Below are 14,828 nucleotides of genomic sequence, written 5' to 3'. Positions count from 1 at the left end.
CATTGCTTCTGACGGGGAGAGATCGAGGCTCACACCCGCTTGCCGCCACTCTTCTCGGCCGCACGTCGCAGTGCCTCCGCAAGCGCACCGCCGCCCGAAGACTCCTGCTTGCGCGGAGCCGACGAGGTCATGCGGGCGGGATTGCGCGAGCTGTTGTCGCGCTGCATGCCGGGAGCGTCCTTCTTGGCGCCGACCTCGTCGTCGAGGCGCAGCGTCAGCGAGATGCGCTTGCGGGCGACCTCGAAGTCCAGCACCTTCACCTTGACGATATCGCCCGGCTTCACCACCTCGCGCGGATCCTTGATATAGGTCTTGGACATCGCGGAAATGTGCACGAGACCGTCCTGGTGCACCCCGATGTCGACGAAGGCGCCGAAGGCGGCGACGTTGGTGACGGTGCCCTCGAGGATCATGCCCTTCTTGAGATCCTTGATCTCCTCGACGCCCTCCTTGAACACCGCGGCCTTGAACGCGGGACGCGGGTCGCGGCCCGGCTTTTCCAGCTCGCGCAGGATGTCGGTGACGGTCGGCAGGCCAAAAGTCTCGTCGACGAAATCCTTCGGCTTGAGGGTCCGCACGATCTCGCTGCTGCCGATCAGCGCCTTGATGTCGCTCTTGGTCGCCGCGAGAATCCGGCGCACCACCGGATAGGCTTCCGGATGCACGCCGGAGGCGTCGAGCGGGTCCTCGCCGCCGAGGATGCGCAAGAAGCCCGCGCATTGCTCGAATGCCTTCGGCCCGAGCCGCGGCACGTCCTTCAGTGCCTTGCGCGACTTGAACGGGCCGTTGGCGTCGCGGTGCGCCACGATGCTCTGCGCAAGGCCTGCGCCGACGCCGGACACGCGCGCAAGCAGCGGCGCGGAGGCCGTGTTGACGTCGACGCCGACAGCGTTCACGCAGTCTTCGACCACCGCATCGAGCGATTTTGCGAGCTTGGCCTGGCCGAGGTCGTGCTGATACTGGCCGACGCCGATCGCCTTGGGCTCGATCTTGACGAGCTCGGCCAACGGGTCCTGGAGCCGCCGCGCGATCGAGACGGCGCCGCGCAGGGTGACGTCGAGGCCGGGCAATTCCTCCGAAGCGAAAGCCGAGGCCGAATAGACCGACGCGCCGGCTTCCGAAACGACGATCTTCGTCATCTTCAATTCCGGCAGGCCCTTGACGAGGTCCGCGGCGAGCTTGTCGGTCTCGCGCGAGGCGGTGCCGTTGCCGATCGCGATCAGCTCGACACGATGCTTCAGCGCGAGCCTGCCGAGGGTCGCCAGCGACTCGTTCCACTGCCGCTGCGGCTCGTGCGGATAGATCGCAGTGGTGTCGACCACCTTGCCGGTGGCGTCGACGACCGCGACCTTGACGCCGGTGCGGTAGCCGGGATCGAGCCCCATGGTGACGCGGGTGCCTGCCGGAGCGGCCAGCAAGAGGTCGCGCAAGTTCGAGGCGAACACGCGCACGGCCTCGGTCTCGGCCGAATTCCACAGCCGCATGCGCAGGTCGATGTTGAGATGCACCTGGATCTTGGTGCGCCAGGCCCAGCGCACGGTGTCGACCAGCCAGCGGTCGCCGGGTCGCTTGAGGTCGGCGATGCCGAACCGCTTCATGATCTTCAGTTCATAGGCGCTCGGCACGCCCGGCGGCGGCGCCTCCGCTTCCGCCAGGATCTGGAGATCGAGGATCTCTTCCTTCTCGCCACGGAACATCGCGAGAATGCGGTGCGATGGCAGCTTGGTCAGCGGCTCGGAGAAATCGAAATAGTCGGCGAATTTCTCGCCCTCGGTCTTCTTGCCGTCGCGCACCTTGGAGGCCATGCGCGCGTTGGTCCACATCTCCTCGCGCAATGCGCCGATCAGGTCGGCGTCCTCGTCGAAGCGCTCGACCAGGATGGCGCGGGCGCCGTCGAGCGCGGCGGCGGCATCCGCCACGCCCTTCTCCGCGTTGACGAAGCCTTCTGCCACGACCTTCGGATCGTTGCCGGGCTCCGCCAGCAACTGATTGGCGAGCGGCTCGAGGCCGGCTTCCTTGGCAACTTCCGCCTTGGTGCGGCGCTTCGGCTTGAACGGGAGATAAATGTCTTCGAGGCGTGCCTTGCTGTCGGCGGCCATGATCGTGGCTTCGAGGGCTGCATCGAGCTTGCCCTGCTCGCGGACCGATTCGAGGATGGCCTTGCGGCGGTCCTCGAGCTCGCGCAGGTAAACCAGGCGCTCCTCCAGGGTGCGCAATTGCGCGTCGTCGAGCGCACCGGTCGCTTCCTTGCGGTAGCGTGCGATGAAGGGAACCGTGGCGCCGCCGTCGAGCAGCGTTACCGCCGCCTCGACCTGCTCGGCGCGAACCCCAAGCTCCTGCGCAATTTTGTGGTTGATATTTGCCACGCGAGATTCCCTCTATCAAAGCACGCGACGCAGGGCGAAAAGCACCGGCCGCGGGACGCCGCTTATGGACCAACCGAGGTTGATTCATCAAGGTGGGGCGCGCAACCGTCGACAGAGGATTTTTTGTCGAATCGATGCGATCTCGCCACATTCGTGGGGGCGCGCGGCTGCTCTCTTGCGTCGCGGCAGACCAGGATAGCCGACCCGTCATCCGGCTTGACAGGAGCCGCCGTTCAGCGGCTGTTTGGCTCCGCCGGGCCCCTGAACTCCACAAGGACAGTCATGCGTACAACATCGGTCGGCGTCTTCAGGATCGCCACCACGGGCCCCGGCGATGTCTCCGGTCTCATGGCCATGACCGGTTCGGGCGCGATCGACCCGCGCGAGATCCTGGCGATCCTCGGCAAGACCGAGGGCAATGGCGGCGTCAACGATTTCACGCGGGAATACGCCGTCAGCGCGCTGTGCACGGCGCTGGCGCCCCACCTCGACCTGCCGCCGCACGAGGTCGAGCAGCGCATCGCCTTCGTGATGTCCGGCGGTACCGAGGGCGTGCTCAGCCCGCACATCACGGTGTTCACACGCCGAACCGTCGACGCCCCTCCGGTAGGCCCCTCCGGCAAGCGGCTGAGCATCGGCATGGCGCAGACGCGGGATTTCCTGCCCGAGGAGTTCGGCCGCTCCGCGCAGATCACGGAGACGGCGAAAGCCGTGAAGGCCGCCATGGCGGATGCCGGCATCAGCGATCCCGCCGACATCCATTTCGTGCAGATCAAGTGTCCGCTGCTCACCAGCGATCGCGTCGCGGCGGCAGCGGCGCGCGGCTGCAAGACAGCGACGACCAGCGCCTACGCCTCGATGGCCTATTCCCGCGGCGCCTCTGCGCTCGGCGTCGCCGTCGCGCTCGGCGAGATTGCAGCCGATCTCCGCGATGAGGACGTGCTGCGGCGCTATGATCTGTTCTCGTCCGTTGCCTCCACCTCATCAGGCATCGAGCTGATGCACAACGTCGTCATCGTGCTCGGCAACTCGGCGGCATCGGCAAGCGAATTCGAGATCGGTCATGCCGTGATGAGCGACGCCATCGACGCCGTCGCGGTGACCGCGGCGCTGCAAAGCGTCGGACTCCGCATCGCGCCGCAGGCAACGAAGGGCCGCGAGCTCGTCAACATCTTCGCCAAGGCGGAGGCCTCGCCTGATGGCAGCGTGCGCGGCTTTCGCCACACCATGCTGGAAGACACCGACATCAGCTCGACACGCCACGCCCGCGCAGCGGTCGGCGGCCTGATCGCTGGCCTTGCCGGCACCGGGGCGGTCTACGTGTCCGGCGGCGCCGAGCACCAGGGTCCGCCGGGCGGCGGGCCGGTTGCAGCGATTGCGCGACTGTCGGATTGATACGGCCCGGCATCTTCCGGGGCTTGCGACCTGTCCGCCCCACGCAACCCTGCCCCTCGCGCCGGCTCGCTTGATTCGGACGGTTCCTTGCGAAAGGAAGATAGCCGCTATCCAAGAGGATTTTGACGTCATGACTTTGCCGATGAGCTGGAATGAATGGGCGCAGCACGATGGAGTCGCGCTGGCAGGGCGCGTCCGCAAGGGCGAGCTGACGGCGAAGGAATTGGCGCGCCAGGCCGCGGCCGGCGTTGCCAAGGTCAATCCGGCACTGTCGGGCGTGGTCGAGCTGTTCGAGGACGTGATCGCCGACCCCGCCAAGGATGGCGCCAATCTCGCCGGCCCGTTCGCCGGCCTGCCTTTCCTGATGAAGGACCTCGGGCCGACCATGAAGGGACGGCTCCAGGAGATGGGCTCGCTGCTGATGCGCGGCAATCGCGCCAGCGCGGACACGTTCCTGACCGGAAAATTCCGCCAGGCCGGACTGAACCTGATCGGACGCACCACGACGCCGGAATTCGGCGTGTGCAGTTCCGCCGACAATCCCGCCGTCTACGTCACGCGCAATCCCTGGAATACCGACTACACCACCTGCGGCTCGTCCGCGGGCAGCGCGGCGATGGTCGCCGCAGGCGTGGTGCCGATCGCGCATGCGACCGACGGTGGCGGCTCGATCCGCATTCCCGCCGGCGTCAATGGCAATATCGGGCTGAAGGTCTCGCGCGGCGTGTTCTCGCTCGCCCCGCACATGTCTGACCTCACCGGCCTCGTCTCGATCCAGGGCTGCCAGTCGCGCTCGGTGCGCGACACCGCCGCCTTCGTCGACCATGCCCGCGGACCGGCACCTGGCGAATTCATGCCGTTCTGGACCACGGCGCAGCCCTATTCCGAGATGATCAAGCGCGATCCCGGCAAGCTGCGCATTGCGCTCTCGCACACATGGGGCGACTATACCGCCACGCCTGAGATCGCCGCCGAGCTTGAGAAGGCCGGCCGTTTCCTCGAAGGCCTCGGCCATCACGTCGACCACGCCCTGCCCGAGGTCGATTTCCGTGCCGCGTTCGCGGCGCAGACCACCTGCTACATCTCGAATTTCGCGGTGGTGATCTCCAATATGCTCGCTGCGCGCGGGCTGGAAAAACCGCCGGAAGATCTGATCGAACCCATGAACATCCGCATCTGGGAAGCCGGCCGGCACACGAGCTTCGCCGAGCGAGCGAAGATGCAGGGCGTGTTCAACACGACCTCGCGCGGCTTCGGCGCCTTCTTCGAGCAGTGGGACGTGATCCTGACGCCGATCACGGCGCTGCCGACGCCGAAGGTCGGCACCAGGGAATACCTCACCATCTCCGATAATCCCGATGTGCTCGACTGGTTCGGCAATCTCTGGCGCAACTTCGCCTTCACGCCGCTCGCCAATCTCTGCGGCATGCCGGCGATATCGATGCCGATGGCAACCCAGGATCACGGCCTGCCGCTCGGCATCCAGGCCATCGGCAAGCAGGCCAATGACGGTCTCTTGCTGCAACTCGCTGCCCAGATCGAGCGCGCGCTCGACGGCAAGTGGAACGGCGGCAAGAAGCCGAAGGTGCATGTGAGCTGACGGGCTGCGATCGCAGCAACATGCGATCGCGCTCCTGCCTTAGTTCTTTACGGTCGGAATTTCCTCCGGGCGCGGCTGCTGCTGGCCCTGCTGGTACATCGCGAGCGCCTTGTCGAGCGCTTCGCGCAGCGCCAGCGCCGCGGCCACGCTGCAACGCAGGTGCGCGGTCTGGACAACGTCGACCCTGACGGCGGCGCCGACCGGCATCAGGAGGTTTGCGGCGAGCTCGATCTGGATCGCGCCGTTGTGGTGACCGAAGCAGGATGCACCGTCGAAATAGATGATCGGCGCCCGCTCCGAGCTCGAGGTGGAAATCGTGACGGGCCCCTGATTGGTGCCGGGTGTTTCGGGGTCGGTCATGGGCGCTCCTTGCGGGCATTGGACGAACGAAGCGCCCACCATCGTTGCTTTGGCCCGCCCTGTCGAGGCCAAACCGCCCCCGGCAGGGGTCCCGAGCAAGGCACAATCGGGATTTTGCGCGGCGGCGGGCACTGGTCTAGCCCGTCCTATTCGTGAGAGTGCGGCTTTTGGGCCCGATTGATGCGGCCGCACATCTTGTCTGACGAGGCGCACAGGATTGCCTTCGGCTTTTCGCCGCCTGACGACCGGTACTTTGCAACGCGCTTGAGGGATGGGTTGGGCGAACGGGGGCGGACGCCCCGCCGGTCAAGGACCGAGCGGCAGCAGCGCGCCGGGCAAGCCGCAGATCAGGTCGGCTTCGGGACATGCCGCGGCAAACGCAAGGCGAATGCGGCTCGTGGTCTCGACGACACGGGCGGCGATTTTCAAGAGCCGAAGACGCAGCGTCGCGAACTCGGCAGCGGCCAATTCCCGGGCTTTGGGAATGGCGTCGCGCACGGTCAGCATCAGCCAATAAGCGGCCGTATGGAGCACGAGACGGACCTGGTTGGCGAGCGCCGAACGGCAGCTGGTGCGATCGGAGGCGAGCTGCGTCTTATGCAGCTTGATCAGATTCTCGGCTTGGCCGCGCGCGCAATACAGGCTGTCGTAGATCCACTCGGCCGAGCCGACATCGAGGCTGGTGACGACGAAGCGGATGTCGAGGCCGAGCATCGTCGCCTCAATACGGGCGACAGTGCGCCGTTCGCGATCCCAGGACTTTGCCTTGTGGCGCGTCTCGGTATAGCCACGCAGAACCGGCAGGTTCTCGATGGCGCGTCGGGTGCGGATGTCGTCGGCGACCTCGTCGACTTTTCTGGCGAGAGGCTTGGTGCCGGACAGACCGAAGATGTAGTCGATGCCGTTGGTCTCGCACCACGCCATTGCCTCCGGCCGGGCATAGTGCCCGTCGCCACGGAACGTAATTTGCGTGTTGTGCCATCGCGTCCGGATATGCCGTACCAGGCGGCGCAGATGGGCACGCACCTCGACGCCGCCCGGCGTCTTGCCGGGCCGCAGCACGACGGCCACGGGCCGGCTCTTCTCCGTGTCGTAGACGTGGATCGGCAGGAAGCAGCGTTCGTCATAATGAGCGTTGAACAGCGAGAGCTGCTGATGGCCGTGGACGACGTCGCAGGTATCATCGATGTCGAGCGTGACGGATGCCGGCTCGCGCGGGTAGCTATCCATCCATGCGTCGACCAAAGTGTAGGTCAGCCGGATCACGTCGCGCAGGCGCGGAGCATTCTCCAGCCGCGACAGCGTCGGCTGGGAACACAAATCCCGGCCCGTGTCCGGTAGGCGACCGCAGGCCAGTTTGAATGCCGGATCGGACCTCAGATGATCGAGGTCGTCGGCGTCCTCGTAGCCGCAGCAGATCGCGAACATGCGAGCGCGGAACATATCGACCAGGCTGTGCACGACCCGCGTCGGATCGCGCCGATCCGGGAACACCCGGGCCAGATTGTTGGCCAAACCGAGACGCCGCTCGGCCATCGCCAGAAGCATCACGCCCCCGTTCGAGGTTAGGCGCCCACCATCGAAGGCAGCTGTGACTTTCTTGGCGTGAACGGCTGGAAACGAGAAGGGCGGAATCGTATCGTCGGTCATGGCGGGCGTGGCGTTCGCGGTTGGAGGTGATGGGGTTGGCTTCGCAACCGAATCCTACGCCGCATCAGCGCTTTACCCCTCAGGCGCACTCTTACGAATAAGACGGGTTAAGTTGAAGAAAGATTGAGTGACTCCCGATCATTTCTGTGCCGAAACGTGGAGTCGCGGTCGTGCCGCGTCCAAAGAAACCGGCGCGAGCGGCCTATTAGACGCGGTAGGTGCTCAGCCTCCGAAACGAGACTATCAAGCATGAAGAGATCGAGCGCGAGGCAGAGGTTTTATTTGTGTTGAATTCTTGCTTCTCGATAGTGGTCTGAAATCGTATCATCGGTCATGGCGGGCGTGGCGTTCGCGGTTGAAGGTGATGGGGTGGCTTCGCAACCGAATCCTACGCCGCATCAGCGCTTTACACCACGCTCGCCAGCCTCTCAGGCGCCCTCTCGCGAATAAGACGGGCTAGAACATCGCCATGTCCACTCTCCCTGTCACGCTCCCGTTCGAGGAACTCGCCGAAGCCATCAAGGGCCGCCGCTCCGATTATGGCCATATCAGCGGGCTCCAGCTCGACCGCTTCGCGCCCGCCGAGGCCTGGTCCAGCCTGCCCTACCGGCCCGCCTTCGTCGGCGACACCGAGACCGGCGTGCTGCACGGCGGTGTCGTCACGGCAATGCTGGACGAGAGCTGCGGCATGGCCGTGCAACTCGCGCTTGACGGCACGCGCGCGATCGCAACCCTGGACTTGCGCATCGACTACCAGAAGCCGGCGACGCCGGGCCTCGACATCAAGGCGCATTCGGTCTGCTACCGCACCACACGCTCGATCGCCTTCGTGCGCTCCACCGCCTATCAGGAATCCGAGGACGATCCGGTCGCGACCGCCACCGCCTGCTTCATGATCGGCGCCAACCGCACCAACATGCTCGCGGACCGCAGGATGGATTCGCGCAGCATTCCGACGCTGGAGGCGCCGGAGGATCCAAACAGTCCGTTCGCGAATAGCCCGTTCGCGCGCTGCCTCGCCATTCGCGTCAACGACGACGGCACGCTGACGATGCCGTTCTCGCCGAAGATCATCGGCAATCCGATCCTGCCCGCGATCCATGGCGGCATGACTGGCGCTTTCCTGGAGACCACCGCGATCGTCGGCGTGGCGCGCGAGCTCGGCGCTGCCGCGCCGCCCAAGCCGATCGGCCTCACCGTCAACTATCTGCGCTCCGGCCGTGCCCTCGACACGTTTGCCGACGTCTCGATCGTGAAGCAGGGCCGGCGCATCGTTGCCTTCGAGGCGCGGGCCTGGCAGGACGATGCGACCAAGCCGATCGCCACCGCCTTCGGTCACTTCATGCTGCGCCCAACGCCGGGAAGTGATGAGGAATAAGCGCATTTTGACTTGACGGCCGAAGTTCCGGCCCCAACGATAGCGCGTCTCCGCGAGAGGTATTGGATTGCGGCATCCGCTCGACATCGTCGCCATGTTCGCCGCGCTCTGGCTGCTGGCATCGATGGTGCTCGACGCGCTGACGCCGAAGGAGTTGACGGCCGTCATGATCGCGGTCGCCATCGGTCCCGCCATCATCATCACCGCCGTGTTCTATTACCTGCGCTGCCCACGCACGGACTTTGCGGTCATATGCGCAGCGCTATGGCTGATCTCGGATATTGCAATTGCTTTCGTCTCAGCGAAGGCGCTGCCGCATTTCCTGATCGCGCTCGGTTTTGTGCCGGCGCTGCTGGTCGGCATCGCGCTGCACTGGCAGCGCTTCCAGCGCCGCCATGAGCAGATGCCCGTGCCATCGGTGAAGCGGGGCTAGCGCGAATGGCTCAAGGTTGAATCGATTGCCGCGGCTCCTTCACCTCTCCCGCTTGCGGGAGAGGTCTGCGCGAAGCGCCGGGTGAGGGCTTTCTCCTCTTGGGGATTGTCCCATTGCAGAAAGACCCTCTCCCCGACCCTCTCCCGCAGGCGGGAGAGGGAGCGCACCTGCGTCGTTGCAACGATCAAGCGCCTCATCTCGTCACGCTTTAGCGCGGCAGCAGGTTCGTCTTCGCAAGATCCAGCACTTCGTCGCCGCGACCGTTCATCACCGCGCGCAGGACCCAGAGGCTGAAACCCTTGACCTGCTCGGCCGTGATGGTCGGCGGCATCGACAGCTCCTGCTTGGCGGTGACGACGTCGAGCAACGCCGGCCCATTGTGCGCCAGCATCTCCTTCATCGCGCCCGGGAGCTCGCCGGGATCCTCGACGCGTTTCGCGAAGATACCCATCGCGCGCGCCATCGCGGCGAAGTCGGGGTTCTCCAGATCGACACCGGTGTCGACGAAGCCCGCCGCCTTCATCTCCAGCGCGACGAAGCCCAGTACGCCGTTGTTGAACACGACGACTTTCACCGGCAGCTTCATCTGCGTCAGCGTGATCAGATCGCCCATCAGCATGGTGAAGCCGCCGTCGCCGGAGAGCGAGATGACCTGGCGGCCGGGCTGCGCGGCCTGCGCGCCGATCGCCTGCGGCATCGCGTTGGCCATCGAGCCGTGCACAAAGGAGCCGATCAGCCGGCGGCGGCCGTTCATGTCGAGATAGCGCGCGGCCCACACGGTCGGCGTGCCGACGTCGGCGGTGAACACAGCATCCTCGGACGCATGGTCGCTGATGACCTTGGCGAGATATTGCGGATGGATCGGCTTGGTTCCCGGCGTGCCCCTGGCGAGCGAATCGAGCCCTTCGCGAGCCTTCTTGTAGTGCGCGACAGCATCGTCGAGATGCTTGCGTTGCGTCTTGGTCTCGAGCAGCGGCAGCAGCGCCTCGATGGTGAGCTTGACGTCGCCGACGAGGCCGAGATCGATCTTGCAACGCCGGCCGAGATTTTCCGGGCGGAGGTCGATCTGCGCGATCTGGCAGTTGGTCGGGAAGAACTGCTTGTAGGGAAAATCGGTGCCGAGCATCACCAGCGCGTCGCAGGCGTGCATGGCGGCATAGCCCGAGGAGAAGCCGATGAATCCGGTCATGCCGACGTCGTAAGGGTTGTCGTACTCGACATGCTCCTTGCCGCCGAGCGCATGCACGATCGGGCTCTTCAGAGCTTCCGCCAGCTGCATCAGCGGCGCATGCGCGCCGGCGCAGCCTCGGCCGCAGAACAGGGTGATGCGCTCGGCGGCGTTGAGGAGGTCCGCCAGCGCCTTCAGCTCATCGGCCTCCGGCACGACCTTTGGCGCCGACAAGGCAAGGCCGCGCGCCGTCGACAGCTCACGCTTCGGGGGACTGCGGAAGGCGACGTCGCCGGGCATGGCAACGACGGCAACGCCGCGCAGGCCGACGGCGGCGCGAATTGCATTCTCCAGCACGTAGGGAAGCTGGCTCGAATCCGAGACCAGCTCGCAATAGTGACTGCATTCGCGGAACAAATTCTGCGGATGGGTCTCCTGGAAGTAGCCGCCACCGATCTCGGCGGTGGGGATCTGCGCCGCAATCGCCAGCACCGGAACGCGGCTGCGGTGAGCATCGAACAGCCCGTTGATCAGATGCAGATTGCCCGGGCCGCAGGAACCGGCGCAGACTGCGAGGCTCCCGGTCATCTCCGCTTCGCCGGCCGCTGCAAACGCTGCAACCTCCTCGTGCCGGACGTGGATCCACTCGATGGTGCCGCGACGGCGCAGAGCTTCGGTCAGCGCATTCAGACTGTCGCCGACGATGCCGTAGATGCGCTTGACGCCCGCCTGTTCGAGCGTTGCCACGAAAAGATCGGCTACGTTGTTGATCGCCATGTCGGTCTCCTGCTTCAGCCAGTCGCATATGTACGATGCGCAAACATCGGTTGCGACACCGCGGGGGACAATAAGCTATGACACGATCGCGGCTTGTCCGTTCCGGCTCAATTTTGCGCAATCGCCCGATCGTAGGCCGCGACCGTCACCTTTGCGCGAGCTGCGACATCCGCTGCCGTCATGCCGGGCTTGTAGAGGCTGGAGCCGAGCCCGAACGCCGTCACGCCGCCCTTGATGTACTCCGCGAAGTTCTGGTCGGAGACGCCGCCGACGGCGGCGATCATCACGCCTGATGGCAGCACGGCCCTGATCGCGGCGATGCCGGAGGCGCCGAGCACGCTCGCGGGGAAGAACTTCAGGCTCGACGCACCCGAGCGCGCGGCAAGCAGCGCCTCGGTCGGCGAGAACACGCCGGGCATCGTCACCATGCCGTGCTGATGTGCGCGCACCAGCACCTCGGTATCGACATTGGGCGAGACCATGAGCTTGCCGCCGACGTCGTCGAGACGATCGACATCTGCCGCGGTCAGCACCGTGCCGGCGCCGATCAACACGCCTGATGGCGCCTGCTTCACCGCCATCGCGATGGACCGGAACGGATCGGGCGAGTTCAAGGGAATCTCGATCGCGGTCATGCCGGCTTCGATCAGCACGCCGACAATGGCCTCGGCCTCCTCGGGCTTGACGCCGCGCAGGATCGCGACCAGCGGCCGTTTCATCGGCGGAAAAGCAACGCTCATCTCAAGAATCCTTCTTCGTCCAGATCGCGGCAGCCGCCATCGACAAACCGCGGCGGACGGTTTCATCCGCATCGACCGGCCTTGCGGTCATCGATAGCGCCTCGAAAGCCAGCCGGTACAACCCCGCGAGCCGGCCCGCGGCAATCAGCATGACACCCGCTTGCGGCACGGTACCGGAGAGCCCTGCCGCCAGCTCGACACCGATCAATGTGCCCGAAAGCGTCTCGCGCGCGGCGGCCGGCGTGCCGCCGAACAGAAGCTGCCGCGACCGCGCGCCGAACAGGAGATTGGCCGCGAGGGCAGGTGCCTCGTACGCGGCCTTCACTGCCGTCCTGAAGCTTCCGACATCCTCGGCGTCGTCTGCGCCGGCGACCGCGAGCGACAGGATCGTCTCGCGCGAGACAGCACTGAACAGCTCGCCGGTCATGAAAGTGGAGAAATGCGCGACCGTGCCGTCCTTCACGCGAACCCATTTCGAATGCGTGCCGGGCATGCAGACCAGCGCCTCGCCCGCGGCATCGAGGCCGAGCGCGCCGAGCAGTTGCGTCTCCTCGCCGCGCATGACGTCCGGCGCCTTCGGGTCGCGCTGCGCGATGCCCGGCAGGATCCGGATGTCGCGCGCCTCGCCCGGCACACGCACGGCCTGCTTCAGAACGTCAGAGAGCGGAGCCGGCGTGTCGACATAGCCGGCCTCGACCCAGCCAGTGCGGGCGCCGGCCATGCCGCAGACGAGCACCGGCAGATGATCCGGCGCTTCGACCGCCGCAAGATGCGATCGCAGCACCGCCGGGAAGCCGGCCTTCGCCGCCGCCAGCATGCCCTCGCCGCTGCGGCGCTCGGCCAGCACCTGGCCGGCGCCATCGATCAGCCAGAGCCGGAAGCTGCTGGTGCCCCAGTCCACCGCAACATAAGCGGGTTCGGTCATGTCAGGTCTCGTCCTCGTCTCACGGCTAAGACGCCGTCTCGCGACGAATGAGACGATGTCTTGCAGGCTCCCGTCGAGATAGCGGCTATTGCGCGGGCAAACCAGCGCTTTCTCTTCAATTTGCGGCTCCGCCGCGCTGGCACACCGCTTGCTGAAGACTGCTCGTTCAACGCCGTCAACGCGCGACAAGACGCGTCAACATCAGATGAGGAAATCCATGGAGATCGGCTATTTCACGATGCCTTCGCATCCGCCGGAGTGCGGGTTGAAGGAAGGACACGATTGGGATCTGCAGGTCCTGCGCTGGCTCGACGAGCTCGGCTATCAGGAAGCCTGGATCGGCGAGCATCACACCGCGCCCTGGGAACCCAATCCCACGCCCGACCTGCTGATCGCGCAGGCGCTGATGCAGACCAAAAAACTTCGCATCGGACCGGGCGGCTTCCTGCTGCCCTATCACCACCCGGCCGAGCTCGCCAACCGTGTCGCCATGCTCGACCATCTCTCCGAGGGCCGGCTCAATTTCGGCGTCGCCGCCTCCGGCCTGCCGAGCGACTGGGCGATGTTCAACGTCGACGGCATGAGCGGGCAGAACCGCGACATGACCCGCGAGGCGCTGGAGATCATCCTGAAGATGTGGAGCGATCCCGCGCCCTGGACCTACAAAGGCAAGTTCTGGACGGTCTCCAAGCCGGACACAATGTTCGACTTCCTCAAGCCCCACATCAAGCCGCTGCAGGCGCCGCATCCGCCGATCGGCGTCGCTGGCCTGTCGAAGAACTCGGACACGCTGAAGCTTGCGGGCGAGCGCGGCTTCATTCCGATGAGCCTCAACCTCAACCCGGCCTATGTCGGCAGCCATTGGGACTCGGTCGAGATCGGGGCCGCCAAGACCGGGCGCAAGCCGAACCGGCAGGACTGGCGGCTGGTGCGCGAGGTGTTCGTTGCCGACACCGATGAAGAGGCCTGGAAGCTCTCGACCGGCGACATGATGGGCCGGATGATGGGTGAGTACTTCCTGCCGCTGCTCGGCCATTTCGGCTTCAAGGACTATCTGAAGCACGCGCCCGACGTGCCCGACAGCGACGTCACGGTCGAATATTGCGCCAAGCGAAACTGGATCGTCGGCTCGCCCGCGACGGTCGCCGAAAAGATCGAGAAGATCTACGACGAGGTCGGCGGCTTCGGCGTGCTCTGCGTGTTCGGCTTCGACTACAAGCACAAGCCGGAAGCCTGGCACCACTCGCTCTCGCTGCTCAAGAACGAGGTGATGCCGCGCCTTGCGCATCTCGGCTCGGCGAAGAAGGCGGCTTGACGCTCAGCGGGTGCGGCGCGATCGTGCCGCACCCGCATTCATTTCGGAGATCTCGGCGTGAGCGTGGACGCAAAGGATTTCAAGCAGGCGATGCGCCAATGCGCCGGCGCCGTGGCGCTCGTCACCGTGGGCGCCGAGCACGGCAAGCGCACGGGATTGACGGTAACCTCGGCCTGCTCACTGTCGGATAACCCGCCCTCGCTGATCGTCTGCGTCAATCGCAACGCCAGTGCCCATGCGCGCATCCGCGAGGAAGGCGCGTTTGCGATCAACTTCCTGCACGAGGATCACGCGATGCTGGCGCTGACCTTCAGCGGCCAAAAGGGCGTCAATGGCGACGATCGTTTCGCCTTTGGCCAGTGGGCGCGCGGGGAGACCGGCGCGCCGGTACTGACCGATGCAGTCGCCGCGTTCGATTGCGTTCTGGCGCAGGAATTCGAGACCAGGACGCATTCGATCTTCGTTGGCGAGGTGCGTGACGTCTCGCATTCGGCCATGGCGACGCCGCTCGTGTATTTGCGCAGCAATTTCTATACGCCGCGGGAGATGCGCGAGGGCGTAACGATCGGCGACCTCGACGCGCGGCATCTGAGCTGGACGGATTTCTCGTAGTGGCGGCCCTCTTCCCTTCTCCCCTTGTGGGAGAAGGTGGCGCGAAGCGCCGGATGAGGGGTATCTCCGCGTATTGAAACGAGAATTGGACTCGCGGAGAGAGACCCCT

12 protein-coding genes are annotated in these 14,828 nt (G+C 65.5%); 6 read left to right on the top strand and 6 right to left on the bottom strand.

Annotated features, from left to right (window positions below; genetic code table 11):
* Positions 1 to 29: 29 nt before the first annotated feature.
* Positions 30 to 2,366, bottom strand: coding sequence for a Tex family protein (locus ABIF91_RS23325; RefSeq protein ID WP_028179332.1), 2,337 nt, complete (start codon positions 2,364 to 2,366; stop codon positions 30 to 32).
* 282 nt (positions 2,367 to 2,648) lie between these two features.
* Between ABIF91_RS23325 and ABIF91_RS23320 the strand changes: the two genes are divergently transcribed.
* The gene (locus tag ABIF91_RS23320; RefSeq protein WP_028179331.1) at positions 2,649 to 3,761 is read left to right on the top strand and encodes a ring-opening amidohydrolase; all 1,113 of its coding nucleotides are present in this window, start codon (positions 2,649 to 2,651) and stop codon (positions 3,759 to 3,761) included.
* A gap of 130 nt (positions 3,762 to 3,891) precedes the next feature.
* On the top strand, positions 3,892 to 5,361 hold the full coding sequence (locus ABIF91_RS23315) for an amidase (protein ID WP_035674768.1): 1,470 nt from the start codon (positions 3,892 to 3,894) through the stop codon (positions 5,359 to 5,361).
* Between the two features lie 39 nt (positions 5,362 to 5,400).
* Here the strand turns inward: ABIF91_RS23315 and ABIF91_RS23310 are convergent, their stop codons facing one another.
* A complete protein-coding gene (locus ABIF91_RS23310) occupies positions 5,401 to 5,721 on the bottom strand; it encodes a hypothetical protein (protein ID WP_028179329.1) in 321 nt (106 codons plus the stop codon).
* Positions 5,722 to 6,027: 306 nt separating this feature from the next.
* Positions 6,028 to 7,371 carry an IS1380-like element ISBdi2 family transposase gene (locus ABIF91_RS23305; RefSeq protein ID WP_208086440.1) on the bottom strand — a complete coding sequence of 448 codons (1,344 nt, stop codon included), beginning with the start codon at positions 7,369 to 7,371 and terminating at the stop codon, positions 6,028 to 6,030.
* A gap of 469 nt (positions 7,372 to 7,840) precedes the next feature.
* Between ABIF91_RS23305 and ABIF91_RS23300 the strand changes: the two genes are divergently transcribed.
* Together ABIF91_RS23300 and ABIF91_RS23295 are read left to right on the top strand one after the other, a co-directional pair.
* Positions 7,841 to 8,749, top strand: coding sequence for a PaaI family thioesterase (locus ABIF91_RS23300; RefSeq protein ID WP_028178452.1), 909 nt, complete (start codon positions 7,841 to 7,843; stop codon positions 8,747 to 8,749).
* A gap of 67 nt (positions 8,750 to 8,816) precedes the next feature.
* Positions 8,817 to 9,182: a hypothetical protein gene (locus ABIF91_RS23295; RefSeq protein WP_424579419.1), complete on the top strand. Its 366-nt coding sequence runs from the start codon at positions 8,817 to 8,819 to the stop codon at positions 9,180 to 9,182.
* A 208-nt stretch (positions 9,183 to 9,390) separates the two neighbouring features.
* Here ABIF91_RS23295 and poxB read toward each other — a convergent pair whose 3' ends face one another.
* The 3 genes from poxB to ABIF91_RS23280 all read right to left on the bottom strand — a co-directional run bounded on the left by poxB (position 9,391) and on the right by ABIF91_RS23280 (position 12,792).
* Positions 9,391 to 11,127, bottom strand: coding sequence for a ubiquinone-dependent pyruvate dehydrogenase (gene poxB, locus ABIF91_RS23290; protein WP_028178455.1), 1,737 nt, complete (start codon positions 11,125 to 11,127; stop codon positions 9,391 to 9,393).
* Positions 11,128 to 11,234: 107 nt separating this feature from the next.
* On the bottom strand, positions 11,235 to 11,867 hold the full coding sequence (locus ABIF91_RS23285) for a 2-dehydro-3-deoxy-6-phosphogalactonate aldolase (RefSeq protein ID WP_028178456.1): 633 nt from the start codon (positions 11,865 to 11,867) through the stop codon (positions 11,235 to 11,237).
* A 1-nt stretch (position 11,868) separates the two neighbouring features.
* Positions 11,869 to 12,792: a 2-dehydro-3-deoxygalactonokinase gene (locus ABIF91_RS23280; protein WP_028178457.1), complete on the bottom strand. Its 924-nt coding sequence runs from the start codon at positions 12,790 to 12,792 to the stop codon at positions 11,869 to 11,871.
* Positions 12,793 to 13,009: 217 nt separating this feature from the next.
* Between ABIF91_RS23280 and ABIF91_RS23275 the strand changes: the two genes are divergently transcribed.
* Both ABIF91_RS23275 and ABIF91_RS23270 read left to right on the top strand, forming a co-directional pair.
* Positions 13,010 to 14,107: an LLM class flavin-dependent oxidoreductase gene (locus tag ABIF91_RS23275; RefSeq protein WP_028178458.1), complete on the top strand. Its 1,098-nt coding sequence runs from the start codon at positions 13,010 to 13,012 to the stop codon at positions 14,105 to 14,107.
* A 57-nt stretch (positions 14,108 to 14,164) separates the two neighbouring features.
* Positions 14,165 to 14,719 (top strand): flavin reductase family protein, encoded by a 555-nt coding sequence (locus tag ABIF91_RS23270; RefSeq protein ID WP_028178459.1) that lies wholly within the window; start codon positions 14,165 to 14,167, stop codon positions 14,717 to 14,719.
* Positions 14,720 to 14,828 lie beyond the last annotated feature (109 nt).

Origin of the sequence: Bradyrhizobium sp. USDA 241 (genome assembly GCF_049739505.1) — a bacterium.
Lineage (GTDB): Bacteria > Pseudomonadota > Alphaproteobacteria > Rhizobiales > Xanthobacteraceae > Bradyrhizobium > Bradyrhizobium liaoningense.
This window is presented reverse-complemented; position numbering and strand designations above follow the sequence as displayed.